We start from the raw sequence: 20,847 nt of genomic DNA, 5'->3' as shown, positions 1-20,847 counted from the left end.
CAGCACCACGACGGGTGACGACGCGGCCCCGCTTCGCACTCCCCCAGCCGACGGCGTGCCGGCCGCCCGGCTACGGGCGTCCGTGGCCGGCCGGGCCGTCGACGTCGATATCGCGGTCCCCGCCGGTCAGGTGGTGGCCCTGCTCGGCGCCAACGGCGCGGGCAAGTCGACCGTGCTCGGGCTCGCCGCCGGAACCGTGCGGCCGACGGCGGGGACGGTCGAGATCGGTGGTCGGACGGTCGCGGGCCCGCGCTGGGTGCCGCCGCACGGCCGGCATGTCGCGCTGCTCGCCCAGGACCCGCTGCTCTTCCCCCACCTGGACGTGACGGCGAACGTCGCGTTCGGCCTGCGCGCCACCGGTCTCCGCCGGGGCGAGGCGGCGAGGCGGGCACGCGAGATGCTGGAGATCGTCGGCGCCGCCCACCTCGTCGACCGGCGCCCGGGCGAGCTCTCCGGCGGGCAGGCCCAACGGGTGGCGCTGGCCCGGGCGCTCGCGCCCGACCCGGCCGTGGTCCTGCTCGACGAACCGCTCTCCGCGCTAGACGTCGCCGCCGCCGCCGAGACCCGGCAGGTGCTGCGCCGCGTGCTGCGCGACGCCGGACGGTCGACCGTGCTGGTGACCCATGACCTGCTGGACGTGCTGGCCGTGGCGGACTCCGCCGTCGTCCTCGAGGGCGGCCGGGTGACCGAGCAGGGGCCGGCCCTCGAGGTCCTGGAACGTCCGCGGTCCGCGTTCGCCGCGAACCTGGCCGGGGTGAACCTCGTGACCGGGACGCTCGGCGCGGACGGTGAGTCGGTCCGCACCGCCGGCGGCCTGGTGCTGCACGGCCTTCCGGATCCCGGCTGCGTGCCCGGAACACCGGCGGCGGCGACGTTCTCCCCGCGTGCGGTCTCGGTCCACGCCGAGCCGCCGGGCGGCAGCCCGCGCACGGTCGCCCGGGCGCGGGTGGTCTCGCTGGAGCGGCAGGCCGAGCTCGTGCGGGTGCGTGCCGCGACCGAGGGGGGCCTCGAGCTGGCCGCCGACATCACGCCCTCGGCCGTGGCCGCCCTGGATCTGGCGCCGGGGATCGACGTGGCGTTGGTGGTCAAGGCCGCCGAGGTGCGGATCTCACCGGCCTGAGGGCCTCCTCGCCGCGCCGGGCGACCCGGCGAACCTGACTGCTACCGGTGTTCAGGCTCTTGCCAGGTTCGCCGCAGGTTGGTTTCAGGAAGCCCGCCTAACGTGCAGAGCACGGCGCACCGGCCGGACGGGGTGCGGGGCGCCGGCCAACGGCGCGGCGGCGGGTCCCCCCATCACCCGCCGCCGCGCTCCTTCTCGACGGTGCCACGCATATGGTTCGACGGTGCCCCACCTTGGTGCGGTCGCGCGGGACCACCTCGCTACTCTGACGCGGGTGAGCGCGCCGCATCCGTCGCCGGCCTGCGCCGCAGGGGGCTCCGGTGTCCTGCGTGCGGGCCTCGCCGTCGTCGCTGACGCCGGCCGCCTCGTCGCGGCGCACTGGCCGATGCTGCTGCTGTTGGCCATGGTCGCCGTCGTCAGCCGGGAGTTCCTGCTCCAGGCGACGGTGATGCTCAACCGTTCCTCGATCGTGTTGAGCCAGCTCGTGCTGGCCTCGACCGCGTTCGTCCAGGTGCTCACCGTGGTGGGCATGCTGCTGACCATGCGGCGCCGAGCCGCCGGCGAACGCCTGGTGACCTCGTTCCTCACGGGCGCCGCCGCCGTCGTCCTGCCGTTCCTCGTGATCTACGAGCATTACGGCTACCTGGCCGAGGACGTCCTCGCCTACCGCCTGGACACGGTCTACGACCTCGCCGACCCGACGACGGACGTCACCACGCGCTACCCGCAGCTGACCTCGGCGGCCGTCCTCGGGACCATCCTGGCGGCGTTCGTGCTGCGCTACGTGTTCTCGGCGCTGGTGCGCCGGACGTCGCCGGACCGGCAAGGACGGCGGTCCCTGCTGCGCCTGACCGCGGGGTATTGCGAGGTGGTCTGGCTGGTGCTCGCCGCGCAGACCCTGGCGTCGATCGTCGGCAACCTCGCGGACTGGTGGCACAGCCGGCGGCTCGGCTCCGCGCTCGACGCGTGGTGGCAGTCGGTGACGGCGTCGTTGCCCTCGCTGGGGGCGGCCGTCGAGACACTGGCCGGATGGGGCGGTGCCCTGGTCGGTGCCGCGGTGGCCGGCGTCGTCGTACCGCTCGCCTGGCTCGCCGTCGGCGCGATCATCTACGGGGCGCAGACCGAGCGGATGCTCACCGCGGCGGATCTGCGCATCCCGGGGCGCATGATCGAACGTGTCGGCGACGCCCGCGTCACCCGCGCCCTGGCAGTCATCTCGGATCCGGAACGACAGTTCGGCGGCGTGGTCGGGGCCTCGGCGCTCATCGCCCGCGCCGGCTGGACCCCCGTGCTGGTTTTCTGCCTCGCCTTCCTGGTCGCGGACCAGCTCGGCACACTGCTCGTCGAGGTAGCGCGACTCGCTGTCGGACCGCGCGAGATCTCGACGTGGATCCAGCTCTGGACGCCGTTGGAACTGCTCGGAACGGTCCTCGTCAGGATCGCCACTCTCGCCCTGGTGGCCTCGGCCGTCGATGCGCTGCTGCGCTCGCTCGGGCTGCCCGGCGGGCTGCGCCTGCGCTCAGCGGAGCGGCAGGGAGAAGTACGCGGGAGCGAGCTCGTAGTCATTGAGCAGCCGCACCGTGGCGGGCCGTGACTCCACCGGCATGAGGACCATGGTGCTCAGGCTCGGATCCTCCTCGAGGGACCCGCAGTCGAGCGTGCTCGCGGCGGTCTCGGGCAGGCCGGCATCAGGGCCGGGCGGGGTGAAGGTCCGCCCCTCGGCATCGCGCACCTCGACGGTGCAGAAGCGTGGCTCGGTGAGCCGGGAGCGGACCTCGACCTCCAGGCGCCAGAGCCGGTAGCCATCCGGCGGGGTCCACGGCGTCCCGTCCCAGTTCTCGAGCGTGCCGACCTCCTCGAAGCCGGCCACTCGCACACTGGTCCGCGCGATGCTCGCCCACCCGTTCGGGCCCGGTTCGGCCGGGTTGCGGGGATCGTCACTCCATCCGGTACGCAGGTCGGCGCTCGCGATCCAGCCGAACGCGGCGAGGACGGGGACGAGAAGGCCGAGCGCGACCTTGTTCGCCGTGGTGGCACTGGTGCGCGTGTTCACCTTGGCCGCGTTCCCGCCCCTCATCGTTCCTCCCACCGTGGCTGCTCGGCGGTCATGGGACGCTGGGAGACCTCCTCAACGGTCACGTCGATCGCGGCCACCGCGCCGAGCCGGTCGTCCGCGCCGCGGGTCCCGGCCCGGACCACGAGGCGACCGAGCGCGTCACGGGGAACCTCGAAGACGATCTCGGCCCGCAACGGGGACTCCGGCTGGGCGCTGTCCATGAGGTAGGCGCCGCCGCGTTCGCTGGCCTGAAAGCGCCGTCCGGCCGCGTCCTCGAGCGTCCACTGGGCGACGCCCACGGGCTCGCGTCCGCCGGTGAGGACGACGTCGACGGCGACCCAGACGCCGTCCGTGGGGATCTCGTCGCCGTACGGGTCGACGTAGCTGTTCGCGGCACGAGCGCCGCGGACCTCGACCCACCCGGGCCAGAGACGCACCTCCTCCCCGACCGTGCCGGTCCGTACGAACGGCCTGGTGCTGGGCCAGGCCCGCTCGGCATGGTCGACGAGCAGCCCGGCACCGAGGACCGCGACGGCGAGCAGCGCCACGACGAGCCGGCGCATCAGACGGTGTCCTCGAACGTGCCCGGCATCTGCGCGTTGCGCGGGAGAATCACGTCCGCCGCGGGCTGGGGCGTGCGCCAGACGTCGTCCTGGGACGAGGCGCTGAACTCCAGGCGCGAGACGAGCACCTCAACCTGGAGTTCGGCCGGGACGTCGCCGGGTTCGGCCACCGGCCAGAGGTAGGCGACCTCCTCGGGCAGGCCGGGGTGGAGCTGAGGCCTGGCCGTGCCGTCGCTGAGGAGGATCACCCGGTCCGCGGAGGGCTGGGCGTCCTCGCCGTCGGGCAGGACCGCTCCCTCGGGCAGGCTGACGACTTCCGGCGGGTACGTCAGTGTCTCGCCGTCGGTGGCTTCCACCCGGGCCCGCACGATCAGCCAGGCGGCCGCACCGTCCGGCAGGTAGTCGGCGAGCACGTCGTCCCGGACCGCGTGGTCGAGGAGGGTCACCTCGGCCGGTCCGAGGTCGAGCGGCTCGCCCGCGGCCCACTGGGGCATGGTCGTCGTCTCGACGGTGTCGAATCCGCCGAGCAGCGCCGTCGCGCCGGTGCATGCCACGACCGCGGCGACGGCGCCGACGATCGGTCGCCGGCGGCGTCGCAGTGCCCCCAGCAGGGGCCTCGGTCCGAGCGAGCTGTCGCCCACCTCAGCTCACCTCCACAGGCTGCGCAGGCCGCCACGCAGGTGGGCGAGGAACGTCGGGTCCGTGTAGTGCTCGCTGCTGTGGCCCAGGGCCGTGTACCAGCCGCGGCCGGAGCCGTAGGTGGTGGTCCAGGCAAGCGGATGGTCAGTCCCCATCCGCCCGCCGTCGTAGGTGTTCTCGTCGACGGTGAGCAGGACGTGCACGCGCCCACGCGGGTTGTCCTCGAAGTCGTACCACTCATCGGTATGGCGCCAGAGGGTAGGCAGCGACGCCGTCGACGGGTGGTCGGCGTCCTCCACGTGGATCTCGGCGGTCTGGATCTCGGGATGGTGGGTGAACCGCGCCCCGACGATCGTTTCGTAGTCGGGCCAGGAGCGTTCGGCGGTCGAAGCACCATGCACGCCGGCGAAGGTTCCGCCCGCGGCCAGCCAGTCGCCGAACGCGCGTCGCTGGTCCGCGTCCAGGACGTCGCCGGACGCGGAGAGCCAGACGACGGTGCGGTAGCTCGCGAGGTCGTCCGGGCAGAAGCGGCCGGCGTCCTCGGTGTGGTCGGCCGCGAGGCCGTCCTCGGCCGCGAGCGCGCGCACGGCGTCCACGCCCGCCGGGATCGACTCGTGCCGGTAGCCGGTGGTGCGGGTGAAGACGAGTACCCGCGTGGGTCGGTCCTCGGCCATGGGTGTGCGTGCCTTCCGTCGCCGCCGTCGGATCGTCGATTCCACGCTACCGTCCCGGTATGCCCGTCGAGCGTGGGGAGCCGGTCGTCGTCACGGACGCGGGTGCGGTCCGCGGGTTCTGGCGCGATGAGCGCGGCGCCGCCTCGGCGGCGTTCCTCGGGATCCCGTTCGCCGCACCGCCGGTCGGCGAGCTGCGGTTCGGCCCGCCGCGGCCCCACCCGCCGTGGCAGGGCGTACAGCCGGCCACCGCGTACGGCCCGACGCCGCAGCGGGTGCCGTTCTCCGAGGTGACGGCGATCCCCGAACCGACGATCCCCGGCACCTCGACCCTCAATGTCAACGTGTTCACCCCCACCCCTGACCCACAGGCACGGTTGCCCGTGCTCGTGTGGATCCACGGCGGCGGATTCGTCGCGGGATCACCGGCGAGCCCGTGGTACGACGGCCGCGCGTTCAACCGCGACGGCGTGGTGACGGTGACCGTCTCCTACCGGCTGGGCTTCGAGGGCTTCGGGTGGATCGACGGCGCGCCCCCGAACCGCGGCGTGCTGGACTGGCTGGCCGCGCTCGAGTGGGTACAGCGCAACGTCGCGGCGTTCGGCGGGAACCCGGATCGGGTGACGATCGCCGGGCAGTCCGCGGGCGGCGCGGCGGTGCTGCGGTTGCTGACGATGCCGGCGGCACAGCACCTCTTCCACGGCGTCATCGGTGCGTCCGCCCCGGAGGTGAGCGCGACCGCCGAGGACGCCGCCGCGCTGACGCGCCGTGTCGCCGGACGTCTCGGGGTGGAGCCGACGCGGGAGGGGTTCGCGGCACGCAGCGAGGCGCAGATCATCGAGGTCCAATCGGTGCGGGTCGGCGGCGCGGACGGCACGGGTGAGGACGAGTCCGGCGGTGAGACGGCCGATGCCGTCGACGGGCTGATCGGGATGGCGATCGCGCCGCGCGTGCTCGGGCCGGTGATCGACGGTGACCTCGTACCGGGCCGCCTGGTCGAGGCGATGGCCTCCGGTGTCGGGGCGGACAAGCCGCTCCTGCTCGGCACTGTGGCGAACGAGTTCACGCTCGCGCCGTTCGCGGTGGCGGACGCGCTGGGCGAGATCGATCTCGCGGCCGTGCTCAGCCGGCTGGGCCTGGGCGCGGCAGCGGCCCGCGCGCACCTCGAGCGCTGGGCAGGCCGCCCGGCCGCGTGGATGCTCGGACAGGCGGCCACGGATCTGCTCTTCCGCCGGCACGTCCCCACCTGGGCCGGGACACGTCAGGCGCGGGTGGCCGGCCGGAGCGGAGAGCCCACCTGGGTGTACGACTTCGCGTGGTTGTCACCGACCGGGCCGGAGCCGGCCGCGAGCCACTGCCTGGACCTGCCGTTCGCCTTCGACGCGCTCGACGCCGAGCGGGTCAGCGCCCTCGCCGGGCCGCACCCGCCGCAGGAGCTGGCCGACGCCGTGCACGGAGACTGGGTCTCGATGATCACCACGGGCCGTGTCGACGCGCCGTCGTTCGACAGCAGGCCGGGGACCGGCGGGGCGACTGTCCGCTACGACGCGACCCCGCGCGCCGTCGTCCCGGACGGGTACGCGGCCGAGGCCCGACTGGGGAGCTGAGGCGCGGCCGGCTCCGAGCACATCATTGACGAGTGGGCACACCGTTGACGACTCGCGGCGGGCGCGGGACGGGTGGATCAGGGCAAGCGCGCCTCGGCGGCGTCCCAGTCCAGCCGGGACGCCGGCGGGTCGTAGCGGCGGAGCTCGTCCGCCACCGACGCCGCGACCACCTCGCGGATCCGTGGCAGGCCGCCGTCCAGGTCGCCGAGCGCGCGGGCCTGGACGAGCAGGTTGCCGATCGCCGTCCCTTCGGCCGGGCCCGCCACGACCGGCAGCCCGGTGGCGTCCGCGGTCAGCCGGCACAGCAGGTCGTTGCGGCCACCACCGCCGACGACGTGCACCACGGAGACGTCGTGACCGGAGAGCTCGGCAGCCCTGCGGATGGCGCGCCGGTAGGCCAGGGCCAGCGAGTCGAGGATGCACCGGACCAGCTCGGCGCGGCTCTGCGGGACCGGCTCCCCCGCCGCGCGGGCCACCTCGGCGATCCGGGCCGGCATGTCCCCCGGCGGGAAGAACACCGGGTCGTCGACGTCGACCACGCAGCCCAACGGCGGCACGTCCGCCGCCGCTGCGAGCAGGGACGCAAGGTCGACCTGCTCGCCGGCGTCCTCCCACGTGCGGATCGACTCCTGCAGCAGCCACAGACCCATGACATTGCGCAGGTAGCGGACCGTCCCGTCGATCCCGAGCTCGTTGGTGAAGTTCGCGGCGCGGCTCGCTTCGGTGAGTACCGGATGGTCGAGCTCGAGACCGACCAGGGACCAGGTGCCGCACGAGATGTAGGCGAAGTCCGGTCGCCCGGCAGGGACGGCGGCCACGGCCGAGGCGGTGTCGTGCGAGCCGACGGCGACCAGCGGAACGGAGTCGCCCGCCCCCGGCAATTGCTCCGGATCCACCGTGCCGACCACCGTGCCGGGCTCGACGAGCCGGGGCAGCAGCGGTGCGACGTCGAGGCCGAAGGCGTTCCGGACGCCGTCGAGGACGTCGGTCGCCCAGGTGCGGGAGGCGACGTCGAGCAGCCCGGTGGTGGAGGCGTTGGTGACCTCGGCGACCTCCGCTCCGGTCAGCCAGTAGCCCAGGAGATCCGGCAGCAGGAGCAACCGGCGGGCCGCGTCCGTCTGAGCCGTCCCCGCCGCCGCGACGAGCTGAAAGATCGTGTTGAAGGGCTGGACCTGGAGCCCGTTGCGCGCGTACAGCGTCGCGGCCGGCAGGTGGGCGAAGACCTGCTCGGCGATGCCGTCGGTGCGCGGGTCCCGGTAGTTCACCGGGTTGCCGAGCAGGGCACCGTCCGCGTCGAGGAGGCCGTAGTCGACGGCCCACGAGTCGATGCCGACGCCGGCGATGCTGTGCTCCTTCTCGTGCCCCGCCTCGTGCGCAGCCTCGCGCGCGGCCGCCCGCAGGCCGGTGACGATGCCCTCGAACAGGGCCAGCACGTCCCAGTGCAGCACCTGACGCCGTCCCGCCCGCACCCTGATGCCGCCGTTGGGGAAGCGGTGCACCTCGCGGGTGACGAGCCGGTCACCGTCGAGACGGCCGGCGACCACCCGCCCGCTGGAGGCACCCAGGTCCGCAGCGACGTACGTCCGCTCTCCGCTCATCCTCCCCCTCCACCGACTCGTCAATCCTGTGCCGACTCGTCAATCCTGTGCCGACTCGTCAATCCTGTGCCGTTTCCCGGCCTCACCTCAGGAACGCGGCCGCCACGCCGGAATCCACCGGGACGTGCAGGCCGGTGGTCTGGACCAGGTCGCCGCCGGTCAGCGCGAAGACCGCCGCCGCCACGTGCTCGGGAAGCACCTCCTGCTTGAGCAGCGTCCGGCCGGCGTAGTACTTGCCGAGGTCTTCCTCGGCGACGCCGTAGACCTTCGCCCGCTGGGCGCCCCAGCCGCCGGCGAAGATGCCGGAGCCGCGGACCACGCCGTCGGGGTTGATGCCGTTGACCCGGATGCCGTACTCGCCGAGCTCCGCGGCGAGCAGCCGCACCTGGTGCGCCTGGTCGGCCTTGGTGGCCGAGTAGGCGATGTTGTTCGGGCCGGCGAACACCGAGTTCTTTGAGGAGATGTAGACGATGTCCCCACCCATGCCCTGCGCGATCATCGCGCGGGCCGCCTCGCGGGAGACGAGGAAGGAGCCGCGGGCCATGACGTTGTGCTGCAGGTCCCAGTCCGCCGTCGTCGTCTCCAGCAGCGACTTGGACAGGGACAGGCCGGCGTTGTTGACCACCAGGTCGATCCCGCCGAACGCCAGGGAGGTGGCGGCCACGGCGGCGGCCACGTCCTCCTCGCTGGTGACGTCCGCACGCACGCCGATCGCGACGTCGGGCCCGCCGAGCTCCTCGGCGACCGCCTCGGCCTTGGCCAAATCGAGGTCGGCGATGGCCACGCACGCCCCCTCGGCGACCAGCCGCGCCGCCGTCGCCTTCCCGATACCGGAGGCGGCGCCGGTCACCAGCGCGATCCGCGTGGCGAGCGGCTTCGGCTTGGGCATCCGCTGCAGCTTGGCCTCCTCCAGCGCCCAGTACTCGATGCGGAACTTCTCCGCCTCCTCGATGGGGGCGTAGGTGGAGATCGCCTCGGCGCCACGCATGACGTTGATGGCGTTGACGTAGAACTCGCCTGCCACCCGTGCGGTCTGCTTGTTGCGGCCGAAGGAGAACATCCCGACGCCGGGGACGAGCACGATCGCCGGGTCGGCGCCTCTCATGGCCGGGCTGTCCGCGCTCGCGTGGCGGTCGTAGTACGCGGCGTAGTCCGCCCGATAGTCCTCGTGCAGGTCTTTCAGCCGGGCGACGACGTCCTCGACCGGTGCGCCGCCCGGGAGGTCGACGACGAGCGGCTTGACCTTGGTGCGCAGGAAGTGGTCCGGGCACGAGGTCCCCAGCTCCGCCAGCGGCGCGAGCTTCTCCCGGGACAGGAAGTCGAGGACGACGTCGGAATCGGTGTAGTGGCCCACCTGCGGTGCGTCGGTAGAGGCCAGGCCACGGATCGCCGGCGCCAGAGCGGCCGCCTTGGCACGCCGCTCGTCCTCCGGCAGCGCCTCGAAGCCGTCCCGGACGGGCCCGAACGGGTGTGTCCCCTGCTCGGCGAGCGCCGTCGTCCGCTGCTCGATGAACCGTTCGGCGGTGCGGATGATCTCGAGCGAGTTGGCCTCGGACTCGTCGGAGGTGGCGCCCCAGGCGGTGATGCCGTGCCCGCCCAGGACGCAGCCGATCGCCTGCGGATTGGCGCGCTTGATCTCGGCGATGTCGAGGCCGAGCTGGAAGCCGGGGCGGCGCCACGGCACCCAGACCACACGGTCGCCGAAGCACTTCCGGGTCAGGGCCTCGCCGTCGGCGGCGGTGGCCAGGGCGATGCCGGAATCGGGGTGCAGGTGGTCGACGTGCGGGGCGTCCACGAGCCCATGCATGGCGGTGTCGATGCTCGGTGCCGCGCCACCCTTGCCGTGCAGGCAGTAGTCGAACGCGGCGACCATCTCGTCCTCGCGCTCCACGCCCGGGTAGACGTCGACCAGCCCGCGCATGCGGTCCAGGCGGAGCACGGCGAGACCGCCGGGCGTCAGGGTGCCGAGGTCACCGCCCGAGCCCTTGACCCACAGCAGCTCGACGTCCTGACCGGTGACCGGGTCGGTGTCGGCGCCCTTGGCTGAGGTGTTGCCACCGGCGTAGTTGGTATTGCGCGGGTCCGAGCCGAGCCGATTGGACCGGGCGATGAGTTCGTCGACGGGCGTGCTCATGATCTGCTCTTTCGTCTCGCGGAGAGGGGACGTGGTGGTCGGGCCGGTCGCGGATGGTGAGAGCTCACCGGGCCGAGCGTGGCGCGCTCAGGCGCCCCATCCGGCCTGCGCTCCGCCGACGCGTTCGGCGGCGATGCGCTCGCCGTAGCCGGACGCGGCGTAGGCCACCATCGGGTCGGGGTCCAGGCCCTGCTCGGTGCGGAGGTCCGCCAGCAGCGACCGAACATCGGTGTTGTAGGCATCCATGAGCACACCGTGCGCGCCGAGCACGTCGCCCGACCTTTGCGCGGCAGCGAGCGCGTCACGGTCCACGAGGAGTGCCTTCGCGGTGGCCTCCTGGACGTTCATCACCGAGCGGATCTGCCCGGGGATCTTCGGCTCGATGTTGTGGCACTGGTCGAGCATGAAGTTCACGCCGGAGTCCGGGTCCAACGCACCCGCGGCGACAATCTCGTTCATGATCCGGAAGAGCTGGAAGGGGTCCGCAGCACCGACCATGAGGTCGTCGTCGGCGTAGAACCGGGAGTTGAAATCGAACGCGCCGAGCCGACCCACCCGCAGCAGCTGGGCGACGATGAACTCGATGTTCGTCCCGGGCGCGTGGTGCCCGGTGTCGAGGACCACCATCGCCTGCTCACCCAGAGCCATGCAGTGCAACAGCGAGGTGCCCCAGTCCGGGACGTCCGTGGCGTAGAAGGCCGGTTCGAAGAACTTGTACTCGAGGATGATCCGCTGATGCGGCGCGAGCGCGGCGTAGATCTCCGCCAACCCCTCGGCCAGCCGGTCCTGGCGGGAACGCAGGTCGTCCTGACCTGGATAGTTCAGGCCGTCGGCGAGCCAGATCTTCAGGTCCTGAGAGCCGGTCTCGTTCATCACCTCGAGGCATCGCAGGTGCGCGTCGACCGCTTTGCGCCGGACCTTCGGGTCCGGGTTGGTCAACGAGCCGAGCATGTAGTCGTCGTCCTGGAATACGTTGGAGTTGATGGCGCCGAGCTGGACGCCGAGATCCTCGGCGTGCCGGCGGAGGGCGCCGAAGTCGTCGACGAGGTCCCACGGGATGTGCAGCGAGACGCGGGGCGCGGCGCCGGTGTACCGGTGCACCTGCGCGGCGTCGGCGATCTTCTCGTAGGGATCCCGCGGAACACCGGGTTGACCGAACACCTTGAACCGCGTGCCGGAGTTCCCGAACGCCCAGGAGGGCAGCTCGATCGTCTGGGCGGCCAGGGCCGCCCGGGCTGCCGTCGTCCGTGGCTGCGTCTGTGGCTGGGTCATCACTGCACTCCTTGGGGTCGGGTCGCCTCCGGCGACGTCGGCAGGCCGTGCGCGCGCAGCTGGTCCTCGAGGTGGAAGATCTCCGGCACGACGGTCATCCCCTGGTCGGGCCGGCCCGAGCCGACGAAGAACTCCGCCATTTCGGCCTGCCACCGGGCGTTGACCCCGGTGCGCTCCATCGCCGCCTGCGCCGCCGCGTAGTCGTCGGTCTCGAGGTGGCCGATGAGGAGGCCGTCGTCGGTGAGATGGAGCGAGTAGTCCCGCCAGCCGCTGTCCCGAAGGGCCTCGAGCATCTCCGGCCAGACCGCGGCGTGCCGCTCGCGGTACTCCTCGAGCCGGTCCGGCCGTACCCGGGAGATGAAGCAGACACGCATCTTCGCGCCTCCTGGCGTCATGAAACGATTCATCGGCAGGCTATGGTGCCGGCCAATCCCCTGTCAATGACCGCCTGGGGCCCAGCCGGTCCCACGCGGTCTCGCCACCGCGACTCAGGACACACTCGAGGCGCGCACCACCAGGTCGGGCTGGTAGACCACGTGCTCCGGTTCGGACGATCCGAGCAGCAGGTCTGCGGCGCGCCACCCCATCTCGTGCGTGGGCTGACGCACCGAGGTCAGCGGGACAGCCAGGTCTGCGGCGAAGTTCACGTCGTCGTACCCCACGATGGCCATGTCCCCTGGGATGCTCCGACCCCGCTCGCGAAGCGCGCGCAATGCGCCGAGGGCGGTGAAGTCGTTGACGCAGAACGTGGCGGTGACCCCGGGTTCCGCGCGGTCGAGGAGCTCACCCATGGCCTGGGCCCCGTGCGCGGCGTTGAGCGAGTCCATGGTGATCTCGACGAGCGCCTCGGCCGGGTCCTTCCCGGCCTCGACCAGCGCGCCGACGACGCCGTCGCGCCGCTCGACGCACTGCCTGATGCTGACCGGGCCGTTGAGGAACGCCAGGCGCTCGTGCCCCTGCTCGAGAAGGTGGCGCACCGCCAACGCCGCGCCCTGCACGTCGTCGACGGCGACCGAGGCCATGTCCGGGACGGGGCTCGTGTGATCCAGCAGGACCACCTCGGTCCCCCGCTGGTGGATGCGCGTGAGCGCGTCGAGGCTGCCCCGGGACGGGGTGACGAGCATCCCGCGCACGCCGTGCTCCTCGAACATGCGCAGCAGGCGGCTCTCACGCTGGGGATCCTCGTCCGAGCTGCCGAGCATCAAGGTGTACTCGTCCTGGGCGAGCCGGTCCTCGATCCCGCGTGCAGTCTCCGTGAAGAACGGGTTCGTGATGTCCAGGACGACGGCGCCCACGGTGTGCACCGTGCCCTCACGCAGCTGGCGCGCCGAGGCGTTGCGGACGAAGGACAGCTCCTCGATGGCTTCCTGGACCTTCGCACGGGTGGGCTCGGAGACACGTTCCGGACGGTTCAGGACGTTGGAGACGGTGCCGACCGAAACCCCGGCCAGTCGCGCGACGTCGGCTATCCCCGCCCGCCGGGGCACGTCGGTCCGGCTCGTAGTCATCTCTCCTGCCTCTCGGGCGACGGCGCCGTCCGGCATCCCGGCGTGCGGCTCTTCTGCGGGAGCCAGCCTAGCGGATCGATGAAACGTTTCATGGGTCGGCCGGAACGACCGGCGGGCCCGGGCCGTCGCCCGAGGTCTTGACCTGGAGTCCACTCCAGGCACCACGGTCCCGTGTCATGGACACACCACACCTGACCAGCACGCCGCAGCACGACGCTTCCTCCGGGACGTCCGAAACCGTCCGAGACCACACCCCGGACCTCACGCCCGACGTCGTCCTCGGCGCCATGCTCTTCGGCACCCGGACCGACGAGGGACGCGCCTTCGAGATCCTCGACACCTTCGTCGAGGCCGGAGGCGTATGGATCGACACGGCGGACTGCTACGCCTTCTGGGCGGATCCGCGCGGCGTCGGCGGCGCCAGCGAGGAGGTCCTTGGCCGGTGGCTGCGGGCGCGCCCGGGGGCCGTCGCGCAGGTCCGGATCTCCACGAAGATCCGGCACCAACCCACCGTCGCGCACCGATGGCCGGAGTCGGCGGCGGGACTGTCCGCCGACGCGATCCGCACCTGCCTGCAACGAAGCCTGGAGCGCCTCGGCCTGGACTCGGTGGACCTGCTCTGGGCGCACGCTGAGGACCGCACGGTACCGCTGCTCGAGACCGTCGAGGCGCTCGACGAGGCGCACCGGTCCGGACTGGTCCGGCGTCTCGGCGCCTCGAACCACGCGACGTGGCGCCTCGAGCGGGCCCGGCGGCTCGCCACGGAGCGCCGTCTGGAGCCGTTCACCGCGATGCAACTGCGCCGCAGCTACGTCGAGCCGCGGCCGGATGCCGTGCTGCCCGATGCGGGGCACCGCCTGGCGGATGCGGACGCCCTGGACTATGCGAAGACCGAAGGGCTCCCGCTGTGGGCCTACTGCACCCTCGTCAACGGTGCCTACACCCGTCCGGACAAGCCCTTTCCGCCCGCGTACGACCATCGCGGGACCGAACGTCGGCTGGCCGCCCTGTCCCAGGTGGCGCAGTCGCTCGACGCCACCGCGACCCAGGTGGTGCTCGCCTGGCTGCTCCGTGGCCGCCCGGGCACCAGCCCGATCGTCGGCGTCTCCTCGGCCGAGCAACTCTCCGAGGTCATGCAGGCGCGCACGCTGGCGCTCACCGAGGAGCACCTCGCCGTTCTGGACGCACCAGAACTGCGGTGACCGGTTCCGCTCTCAGCGGGCGGCCGGCCTACTCGCGCACGCCGATCGTGAGCAGCAGGTTCGCGTAGAGCCGCTGGTCCCCGGTGGCGACGACGACGGCGAGGTCCGGCCCTCGGCAGGCGTCGTAGAACTCGAACCGGCCGAGCTCGCGGAAGTCGACGTCGCCTCCCAACGCCTGCCGGTAGGCCGCGTGCGCGGGGATCTCGCTGCCGTCGCCCGGGGTCATGACGGTCGCGGCCTCGAGGGGTACCGCCTGCTGCACCACCGCCAGCACCTGGTCCACGTCCAGCAGCCCGGGACGCAGGTTCAGGTGGATCCTGGTCGCGTCCCGGTTGGCGCCGGTGGCGGCGGGGTAGTTGCCGTCGGCGAGCAGGATCTGCGATCCGTGGCCGGCGGCGGCCAGGGCGCCGATCAGGCCGGGGTGGGTCAGGGGTCCTAGCAGCATGGGTGTCTCCTATCAGTGGGTGGGTCGGCTATCGATAGGGGTCGAGCTATCCGTGAGTGACTCGCTCGTCCGTGGGGCGCTGATGTCCGCCCGCGGGGCGCTGGCATCCGCGGGACGGTCCGTGCTGATACGTACCACGAGCCGCGGTGCGACACGGACGTCACGGGGGCGTCCGCCGTCACGCAGTTCCTCGGCGCACGCGACCGCCGCCGAGCCGAGAGCGACGAAGTCCTGGCGGATCGTCGTCAGGGGCGGGTCGAAGTAGCCGGTGCCGGGAACGTCGTCGAAGCCGGTGACGACGACGTCGCGCGGGACATGGACACCGTGGCGCCGCAACGCGGCCAGCAGGCCGAGCGCGAGCTGGTCGTTGGCCGCGAGGACGGCGTCGGGAAGCTCGCCCGCGATCAGCCGTTCGCCGGCACGGAAACCGGCCTCGGCGCTCCAGGCACCCGCCTCGAGCACAGTGCCGCTCATCCCCAGCACGGGCGTCAGACGGTCGAACGCTGCACCGCGTGCGGTGGCGTCGGTCCAGTTGGCCGGCCCGGCCACATGGACGGCATGGCGAGCGCCCCGTGCGGCCACGTGCTCGAGCAGCAGCCGGATCGCCTCGTCCTGGTCGAAGCTCACGGTGGAGACGCCGGGCAGGTCGTGCTGCCCGGACAGCAGCAGCACGGCGGGAACCTCGCCGCGGTGGGCGAGCACCCGCGGGACGGTCTGCCCGTGCTGAGCCAGGACGACGAGACACTCCGGACGCTGGCCGGCGATGTGGGCCATTGCGGCGCCGACGTCGGCCCGCTCGTGCGCGGCGACCTGGGTGAGCGTCACGAGCAACCCCGCACGGCGCGCCGCCGCCTCGACCGCCAGCAACGTGGCCGCGAGGCCGTGGTACACCGTCCCGACCACGAGCACGCCGAGCAGCCCGGAGCGCCGGGAGGCCAGGGAACGCGCCTGAAGGTTGGGGCGGTACCCCAGCTCGTCGATCACCCTCAGGACGGCGGCTCGGGTGGCCTCGCGGACGGCGCCGGAACCGTTGAGCACGCGGCTGACCGTCTGCAGGGACACCCCGGCCTCGCGCGCGACGTCGGCCATGACCACGCCACGGCGCGACGTGCGCGCGAGCGGCCGGTGCCGGCGGGCACTCACTCGTAGAGGGCGCGGGCGATCTCGTCGTCGTCCATGTTGTCGGCGTCGTACCAGAAGTACCCGGTGTCGACGGTCTCCTCGACCTCCTCACCGTTGATCGCCGCCACGGCGGTCTCCACCGTCTGGTAGCCGATCTGGTACGGGTCCTGGGTGATCGCGCCGTCCATGATCCCCTCGTTGATGGCGTCGATCTGGCCCTGGCCGGAGTCGAACCCGATCACGGCGAGGTCCTCGGCCCGGTTCTGCTCGCGCACCCCGTTGACCACGCCGATCGCCGAGCCCTCGTTGCAGCCGTAGATCCCGGCCAGGTCCGGGTTCGCCTGCAGGATCGACTTGGTGATGTTCGTCGACTGCAGCTGGTCCCCGCCGCCGTACTGGACGTCGACCACCTGCATGTCCGGCTGCTCCTCGATCGTCTCGACGAAGCCGTCACGACGCTGGATGCCGGTCAGCGAGGTCTGGTCGTGGCAGACGACGGCGACGTCGCCGCTGCCGTCGGTCAGCTCGATCATGTGCTCGGCGGCCTCGGCGGCGGCCGCGTAGTTGTCGGTCGAGACGGTCGAGACCGGGATGTCGGATTCGACGCCGGAGTCGAACGCGACCACCGGGATGCCCTGGCCGTCGATCTGGGTGAGGATCGGGATGGACGCCTCGGAGTCGAGCGCGGCGAATCCGACCGCGTCCGGGTTGCCGGACAACGCGGTCTGAAGCTGCTGAAGCTGCTGCTCGACGTCGGACTCGGTGTCCGGCCCGTCGAAGGTCATCCGGGCGCCGAGTTCCTCCGCGGCGTCCTCGGCTCCCTGGTTGACCGTCTGCCAGAACTGGTGCTGGAAGCCCTTGGAGATGATGGCGACGTACGGCTGCTCGCCGTCCCCGCCACCGCCACCTCCGGCGCCGGCGCCCTCACCTCCGCCGTCGTCGTTGCATGCGGTCAGGGCGAGTGCCAGGCCGGCCATGGCGGCTGCGGCGGTGGTGGTACGGCGCGTGGTGGTGCGCATCGGAACTCCTTCGTCCGTGGTGGGTTGATAGCGGCACAGGCGACGGCGCTAGAGGCGCCCTTCTCGCCGTCGGCGGACGTTGTCGGCGAAGACGGCGACCAGGATGACGACGCCGACCGCGACCTTCTGCCACTCCTGCGGCACGGCCAGGATCTGCAGGCCGTTGTTGAGCGTGGCCATGAGGATGGCGCCGATGATGGTGCCGAGGATCGAGCCACGGCCGCCGGACAGCGACGTGCCGCCGATGACGACGGCGGCGATCGCCTCCAGTTCGTACCCGACGCCGAGGGCCGGCTGGGCCGAGTTGAGGCGGGAGGCCATCATGACGCCGGCGATGCCGGTGAACGCGCCGCCGAGCACGTAGATCCGGATGAGCCAGGACCGGGTGTTCACCCCCGACATCCGGGTGGCTTCCTCGTTCGAGCCGATGGAGAGCGCGTAGCGGCCGATCAGGGTCTTGCCCAGCACGACGCCGGCGATGACCGCTAGGACGAGGAAGATGACGACGGCGTTCGGGATCCGGGGGATGATGCTGCCCAGCGCGATCTGTCCGAAGCCGGGCACCGAGGTGAAGTAGAGCGGCGTCGCGTCGGAGATCACCAGGGCGAGGCCATTGGCGGCCATCATCATGCCGAGCGTCGCGATGAACGGCGGGATGCCGAGCACCGCGACGTTGACGCCGTTGACGAGACCGATGAGCGCTCCGAACGCGACACCCAGGAGGACGCCCACCGGCATCGGGAGGCCGATGAACTCCTGCGTGGCGAACACCGCCGTCATCACCGAGCACAGCGTCATGCCGGTCCCCACGGACAGGTCGATGCCGCCGGTGGCGATGATGAACGTGACGCCGAGCGCGAGGGTGCCAGTCACCGAGGCGGCCAGCAGAATATTGGCGACGTTGTTCATCGTCAGGAAGTTGCCGTTGGCGACGGCGAAGAACGCGAAGACGACGATCAGGGCCCCGAAGGCGAGGAACTGGTGCAGCGAGACGGGCCCGGCGGATCGGCGCTCACGCGTCTGCGGTGGCTCGTCGGGCAGCTGCGTCTGCTCGGCGGCGGTCACGGGCGTACTCCCATGGCTTCGCTGCGGTAGAGAGTGGCCAACTCCATGATCCTTTCCTGGGTGGCTTCCCCGGCTTCGAGGACACCGGTGATCCGGCCTTCGCACATGACGGCGATGCGGTCGGAGAGACGGATGACCTCGGGCAACTCGGAGGAGATGACGATCACCGACGTGCCCTGGTCGGCGAGCTCGTTCAACAAGGCGTAGATCTCGTCCTTGGCACCGACGTCGATCCCGCGGGTGGGTTCGTCGACGATGAGGACGTCGCAGTCCCGAGCGAGCCAGCGGGCCAGGATCACCTTCTGCTGGTTCCCGCCGGAGAGATTGCGGGCGATCTGGTTGACGGAGGGCGTCTTGATACGCAGCGCGTCGACCTTCTCGCGGGCCTGCGCCGCGATGCCACGCTCCCGGATGAGGCCGAGCGGGTTGGTGAAGCTCCGCAAGGAGGACAGGGCGATGTTGTTGCGCACGGACTGATCGAGCAGCAGGCCGTAGCGCTTGCGGTCCTCGGACAGGTACCCGATGCCGTGCGCGACGGCGTCGGCCGGATTACGGATGCTCACCTCGCGGCCGTTGACCCGCACGGTCCCGGTGGCCGGGTCGGCACCGACGACGGCGCGCGCCACCTCGGTCCGCCCGGCGCCCATGAGGCCGGCGAACCCGAGGATCTCGCCGCGGTGCAACATGAACGAGACGTCGCGAACCAGGTCCCGGGTGTGCAGGTGCTCCACCTCGAGGACCGGTTCGCCGATGCGGCGGGCCGGCGGGCGCTCGTCCGTCGAGAGCGACCGACCGACCATCATCGAGATGATCTGACCGACCTCGGCCTCAGACGTGGCCACTGTGCCGACGTGCTGCCCGTCACGCATGACGGTGACCCGGTCGGTGATCTCCTTGATCTCGGGCATCCGGTGGGAGATGTAGATGACGCCGGTGGTCGGCGAGACGAAATCGCGGATGAGTCGAAAGAGCGTCTCGATCTCGGTCTGGGTCAGCGCCGCCGTCGGCTCGTCCATGATGAGGATGCGCGCGTCGAGGGACAGCGCCTTGGCGATCTCGACCATCTGCTGCTGCGCCACGGTCAGATCACGGATCTGACGCGCGGGATCGATGTCGATCCGAAGGTTGCGCAGGAGCTCGCGCGCCTCACGTTCCTGCCGACGATCGTCGATGAGAAGCCGGCCGCGCTCTCGGCCCATGTAAATGTTCTGCGCCACCGTCTGGTCGGGGACGAGCTGGAACTCCTGGTGGATGATCGCGATGCCGGCCTCGATCGCGTCCTTGGCGCCGTGCAGAACGGCGGGCCGACCGTCCAGCAGCACCTGACCGCCGGGATCGGGCATGTGCAGTCCGGCGAGGACCTTCATCAGCGTCGACTTGCCGGCACCGTTCTCGCCGCACACGCCGAGCACCTCGCCGGGATGAAGGTCGAGGGAGACGTCGTCGAGAGCCTTGACACCGGGGAAGGACTTGGAGACCGACCGGACCTCGAGCAAGGGGGCGTCGGCGTGGCCGGAACCGCCGGGTGGGTGGTGCTCGCCATGAGGCTCCATCGGTCTCACCTGCTTCGTTGCTGGCGTGCCGCCGATCGGTGACGGTGGCGTGCTGGGCGATCGCGCTCCGCGAGGCCGGACCGAGGCCGGCCCGTCCATGTGAGCGCTCACAACGTAACAACGACGGACGGCTCCTGACAACGATTACTCGCACCGCCGCCGGACTGACTCGCTCGCCGAGATCAGCACCCGGCCGCGGCGCGACTCGCGCACCCTCCACCGTGGGACGCTGGCCCGGTGGCATGCCTGACGGTCCTCGGCAGTTGCGGGGCGTGGCCCGAGCCGGGCCGTGCCTGCAGCGGCTACGTCCTCGAACACGCGGGCTTCCGGCTGGTCCTGGACCTCGGGTACGGGACAGCCACCCGACTGCTCGCGCATGTCGGTTCACGGTCCGGCGACGGTGTCGACGCCGTCGTCATCAGCCATGAGCACCCCGACCACATGCTCGATCTGCACGCACTGTTCCGCGCGCGCTGGTTCGGCCACCGCGAGGGACCACCGATATCGCTGTATGCCCCGCCCGGGGTGATGGCGGTCCTGGCGGACCTGGAGGATGACGAGGGCGCCCTCGAGCACGTCTTCACGCATCATCCGTTGCCGTCCGGGGGCTACGACGTCGGACCGTTCCGGCTGGAGAGCCGGCTGCTGCCGCACTTCGTGCCGAACGTGGGTGTCCGACTGACGGCACCGGGGCTGACGGTGGCCTACACCGGCGACACCGGGCCAGATCCTGCTGTGCGTGAGTTGGCGCGGAACGCCGACCTCATGATCGCGGAGGCGACCGACCGCAGCCAGCAGAAGGACAGCCCGCCGGCGACGTCGGCGAATCTCCATCTGAGTGCCCGCCAGGCGGGCGTGGCAGCAGCCGCCGCGGGCGCTCGGCGGTTACTCCTGACGCACTTCTGGCCGGGCAACGATCGTGACCGCTCACGCACCGATGCACGTGACGTGTTCGACGGCGAGGTGTTGCTCGCCGAGGAAGGGCTCGCGGTCGCGCTGCCGTGACGTGGGGCGCGGAAAGCCGTGCCATCTTGCGGGCCTGCCGGGCGTCCCCCATGCGGGCACGCCCCAGTTCACCTGACCTCCGGCGAGTGTCGCTTCGGGCCCCGACCATCAGCGTGGTGCAGCCGGGTCGCCTGGGGCCGTTCCAGTCACGTCCGACCCTGCATTCCACCACCCGTTACCTTCTTGGTGATCCCGCGTGGGCGGGGTTGTGGTCGCTGGGTCCGGCATGACTGTCTGCCCCTGTCGTTGATGATCCGGGGGGTGTTGT

General features: G+C 71.7%; 19 protein-coding genes. 5 read left to right on the top strand and 14 right to left on the bottom strand.

Features of this window, described 5'->3' with window-relative positions; all coding sequences use genetic code 11:
- The first annotated feature begins 55 nt into the window (after positions 1–55).
- Positions 56–1,120: an ABC transporter ATP-binding protein gene (locus tag ACFSE6_RS17730; protein WP_465254183.1), complete on the top strand. Its 1,065-nt coding sequence runs from the start codon at positions 56–58 to the stop codon at positions 1,118–1,120.
- A 274-nt stretch (positions 1,121–1,394) separates the two neighbouring features.
- Entirely contained in the window at positions 1,395–2,714 is a 1,320-nt protein-coding gene (locus ACFSE6_RS17725) for a hypothetical protein (protein ID WP_388010488.1), read from the top strand.
- Here ACFSE6_RS17725 and ACFSE6_RS17720 read toward each other — a convergent pair.
- Genes ACFSE6_RS17720 through ACFSE6_RS17705 form a run of 4 tightly spaced genes read right to left on the bottom strand, consistent with a single transcriptional unit; the run spans position 2,640 to position 5,052 of the window.
- Positions 2,640–3,197 (bottom strand): hypothetical protein, encoded by a 558-nt coding sequence (locus ACFSE6_RS17720; RefSeq protein WP_388010485.1) that lies wholly within the window; start codon positions 3,195–3,197, stop codon positions 2,640–2,642. The two genes, ACFSE6_RS17725 and ACFSE6_RS17720, sit on opposite strands and share 75 nt — an antisense overlap.
- Complete coding sequence (locus ACFSE6_RS17715; RefSeq protein WP_388010482.1) at positions 3,194–3,739, bottom strand: DUF4352 domain-containing protein; 546 nt, start codon at positions 3,737–3,739, stop codon at positions 3,194–3,196. Before ACFSE6_RS17715 ends, ACFSE6_RS17720 begins: the two co-directional genes overlap by 4 nt.
- Positions 3,739–4,380: a hypothetical protein gene (locus ACFSE6_RS17710; RefSeq protein ID WP_388010479.1), complete on the bottom strand. Its 642-nt coding sequence runs from the start codon at positions 4,378–4,380 to the stop codon at positions 3,739–3,741. Before ACFSE6_RS17710 ends, ACFSE6_RS17715 begins: the two co-directional genes overlap by 1 nt.
- Before the next feature lie 6 nt (positions 4,381–4,386).
- On the bottom strand, positions 4,387–5,052 hold the full coding sequence (locus tag ACFSE6_RS17705) for a ThuA domain-containing protein (protein WP_388010476.1): 666 nt from the start codon (positions 5,050–5,052) through the stop codon (positions 4,387–4,389).
- 59 nt (positions 5,053–5,111) lie between these two features.
- Between ACFSE6_RS17705 and ACFSE6_RS17700 the strand changes: the two genes are divergently transcribed.
- Complete coding sequence (locus tag ACFSE6_RS17700; RefSeq protein ID WP_388010473.1) at positions 5,112–6,656, top strand: carboxylesterase/lipase family protein; 1,545 nt, start codon at positions 5,112–5,114, stop codon at positions 6,654–6,656.
- Positions 6,657–6,733: 77 nt separating this feature from the next.
- Here the strand turns inward: ACFSE6_RS17700 and ACFSE6_RS17695 are convergent, their stop codons facing one another.
- The 5 genes from ACFSE6_RS17695 to ACFSE6_RS17675 all read right to left on the bottom strand — a co-directional run bounded on the left by ACFSE6_RS17695 (position 6,734) and on the right by ACFSE6_RS17675 (position 13,168).
- Positions 6,734–8,254, bottom strand: a complete 1,521-nt coding sequence (locus ACFSE6_RS17695) for a rhamnulokinase (RefSeq protein ID WP_388010470.1) — start codon at positions 8,252–8,254, stop codon at positions 6,734–6,736.
- A gap of 82 nt (positions 8,255–8,336) precedes the next feature.
- Positions 8,337–10,388: a bifunctional aldolase/short-chain dehydrogenase gene (locus ACFSE6_RS17690; protein ID WP_388010467.1), complete on the bottom strand. Its 2,052-nt coding sequence runs from the start codon at positions 10,386–10,388 to the stop codon at positions 8,337–8,339.
- Between the two features lie 87 nt (positions 10,389–10,475).
- Positions 10,476–11,660, bottom strand: coding sequence for an L-rhamnose isomerase (gene rhaI, locus ACFSE6_RS17685; RefSeq protein ID WP_388010464.1), 1,185 nt, complete (start codon positions 11,658–11,660; stop codon positions 10,476–10,478).
- Positions 11,660–12,034, bottom strand: coding sequence for an L-rhamnose mutarotase (locus ACFSE6_RS17680; RefSeq protein WP_388010461.1), 375 nt, complete (start codon positions 12,032–12,034; stop codon positions 11,660–11,662). The genes rhaI and ACFSE6_RS17680 overlap by 1 nt, the downstream gene beginning before the upstream one ends.
- A 114-nt stretch (positions 12,035–12,148) precedes the next feature.
- Complete coding sequence (locus tag ACFSE6_RS17675) at positions 12,149–13,168, bottom strand: LacI family DNA-binding transcriptional regulator (RefSeq protein ID WP_388010458.1); 1,020 nt, start codon at positions 13,166–13,168, stop codon at positions 12,149–12,151.
- A 176-nt stretch (positions 13,169–13,344) separates the two neighbouring features.
- On the opposite strand from ACFSE6_RS17675, the gene ACFSE6_RS17670 reads away from it, so the two are divergent.
- Complete coding sequence (locus tag ACFSE6_RS17670; protein WP_388010455.1) at positions 13,345–14,370, top strand: aldo/keto reductase; 1,026 nt, start codon at positions 13,345–13,347, stop codon at positions 14,368–14,370.
- A gap of 28 nt (positions 14,371–14,398) precedes the next feature.
- On the opposite strand, the gene ACFSE6_RS17665 is transcribed toward ACFSE6_RS17670, so the two are convergent.
- The 5 genes from ACFSE6_RS17665 to ACFSE6_RS17645 are packed head-to-tail and all read right to left on the bottom strand — an operon-like array spanning position 14,399 to position 19,574.
- Positions 14,399–14,815, bottom strand: coding sequence for an RbsD/FucU family protein (locus ACFSE6_RS17665; protein ID WP_388010452.1), 417 nt, complete (start codon positions 14,813–14,815; stop codon positions 14,399–14,401).
- Positions 14,816–14,827: 12 nt separating this feature from the next.
- Entirely contained in the window at positions 14,828–15,958 is a 1,131-nt protein-coding gene (locus ACFSE6_RS17660) for a LacI family DNA-binding transcriptional regulator (RefSeq protein WP_388010449.1), read from the bottom strand.
- Entirely contained in the window at positions 15,955–16,956 is a 1,002-nt protein-coding gene (locus ACFSE6_RS17655; protein ID WP_388010446.1) for an ABC transporter substrate-binding protein, read from the bottom strand. The genes ACFSE6_RS17660 and ACFSE6_RS17655 overlap by 4 nt, the downstream gene beginning before the upstream one ends.
- Positions 16,957–17,004: 48 nt before the next feature.
- Positions 17,005–18,021, bottom strand: a complete 1,017-nt coding sequence (locus ACFSE6_RS17650) for an ABC transporter permease (RefSeq protein WP_388010443.1) — start codon at positions 18,019–18,021, stop codon at positions 17,005–17,007.
- Positions 18,018–19,574, bottom strand: coding sequence for a sugar ABC transporter ATP-binding protein (locus tag ACFSE6_RS17645; RefSeq protein WP_388010440.1), 1,557 nt, complete (start codon positions 19,572–19,574; stop codon positions 18,018–18,020). The genes ACFSE6_RS17650 and ACFSE6_RS17645 overlap by 4 nt, the downstream gene beginning before the upstream one ends.
- Positions 19,575–19,811: 237 nt before the next feature.
- Between ACFSE6_RS17645 and ACFSE6_RS17640 the strand changes: the two genes are divergently transcribed.
- A complete protein-coding gene (locus ACFSE6_RS17640; protein ID WP_388010437.1) occupies positions 19,812–20,579 on the top strand; it encodes an MBL fold metallo-hydrolase in 768 nt (255 codons plus the stop codon).
- Positions 20,580–20,847 lie beyond the last annotated feature (268 nt).

The organism is Georgenia deserti, assembly GCF_042680605.1.
Classification (GTDB): Bacteria; Actinomycetota; Actinomycetes; order Actinomycetales; family Actinomycetaceae; genus Allobogoriella; species Allobogoriella deserti.
This window is presented reverse-complemented; position numbering and strand designations above follow the sequence as displayed.

Bases quoted from the DNA above. Each gene is read 5' to 3' on its own strand.
- ACFSE6_RS17720 (WP_388010485.1), bottom strand. From the start codon at position 3,197: ATGAGGGGCGGGAACGCGGCCAAGGTGAACACGCGCACCAGTGCCACC.
- ACFSE6_RS17715 (WP_388010482.1), bottom strand. From the start codon at position 3,739: ATGCGCCGGCTCGTCGTGGCGCTGCTCGCCGTCGCGGTCCTCGGTGCC.
- ACFSE6_RS17705 (WP_388010476.1), bottom strand. From the start codon at position 5,052: ATGGCCGAGGACCGACCCACGCGGGTACTCGTCTTCACCCGCACCACC.
- ACFSE6_RS17700 (WP_388010473.1), top strand. From the start codon at position 5,112: ATGCCCGTCGAGCGTGGGGAGCCGGTCGTCGTCACGGACGCGGGTGCG.
- ACFSE6_RS17695 (WP_388010470.1), bottom strand. From the start codon at position 8,254: ATGAGCGGAGAGCGGACGTACGTCGCTGCGGACCTGGGTGCCTCCAGC.
- ACFSE6_RS17690 (WP_388010467.1), bottom strand. From the start codon at position 10,388: ATGAGCACGCCCGTCGACGAACTCATCGCCCGGTCCAATCGGCTCGGC.
- rhaI (WP_388010464.1), bottom strand. From the start codon at position 11,660: ATGACCCAGCCACAGACGCAGCCACGGACGACGGCAGCCCGGGCGGCC.
- ACFSE6_RS17680 (WP_388010461.1), bottom strand. From the start codon at position 12,034: ATGCGTGTCTGCTTCATCTCCCGGGTACGGCCGGACCGGCTCGAGGAG.
- ACFSE6_RS17675 (WP_388010458.1), bottom strand. From the start codon at position 13,168: ATGACTACGAGCCGGACCGACGTGCCCCGGCGGGCGGGGATAGCCGAC.
- ACFSE6_RS17670 (WP_388010455.1), top strand. From the start codon at position 13,345: ATGGACACACCACACCTGACCAGCACGCCGCAGCACGACGCTTCCTCC.
- ACFSE6_RS17665 (WP_388010452.1), bottom strand. From the start codon at position 14,815: ATGCTGCTAGGACCCCTGACCCACCCCGGCCTGATCGGCGCCCTGGCC.
- ACFSE6_RS17655 (WP_388010446.1), bottom strand. From the start codon at position 16,956: ATGCGCACCACCACGCGCCGTACCACCACCGCCGCAGCCGCCATGGCC.
- ACFSE6_RS17645 (WP_388010440.1), bottom strand. From the start codon at position 19,574: ATGGAGCCTCATGGCGAGCACCACCCACCCGGCGGTTCCGGCCACGCC.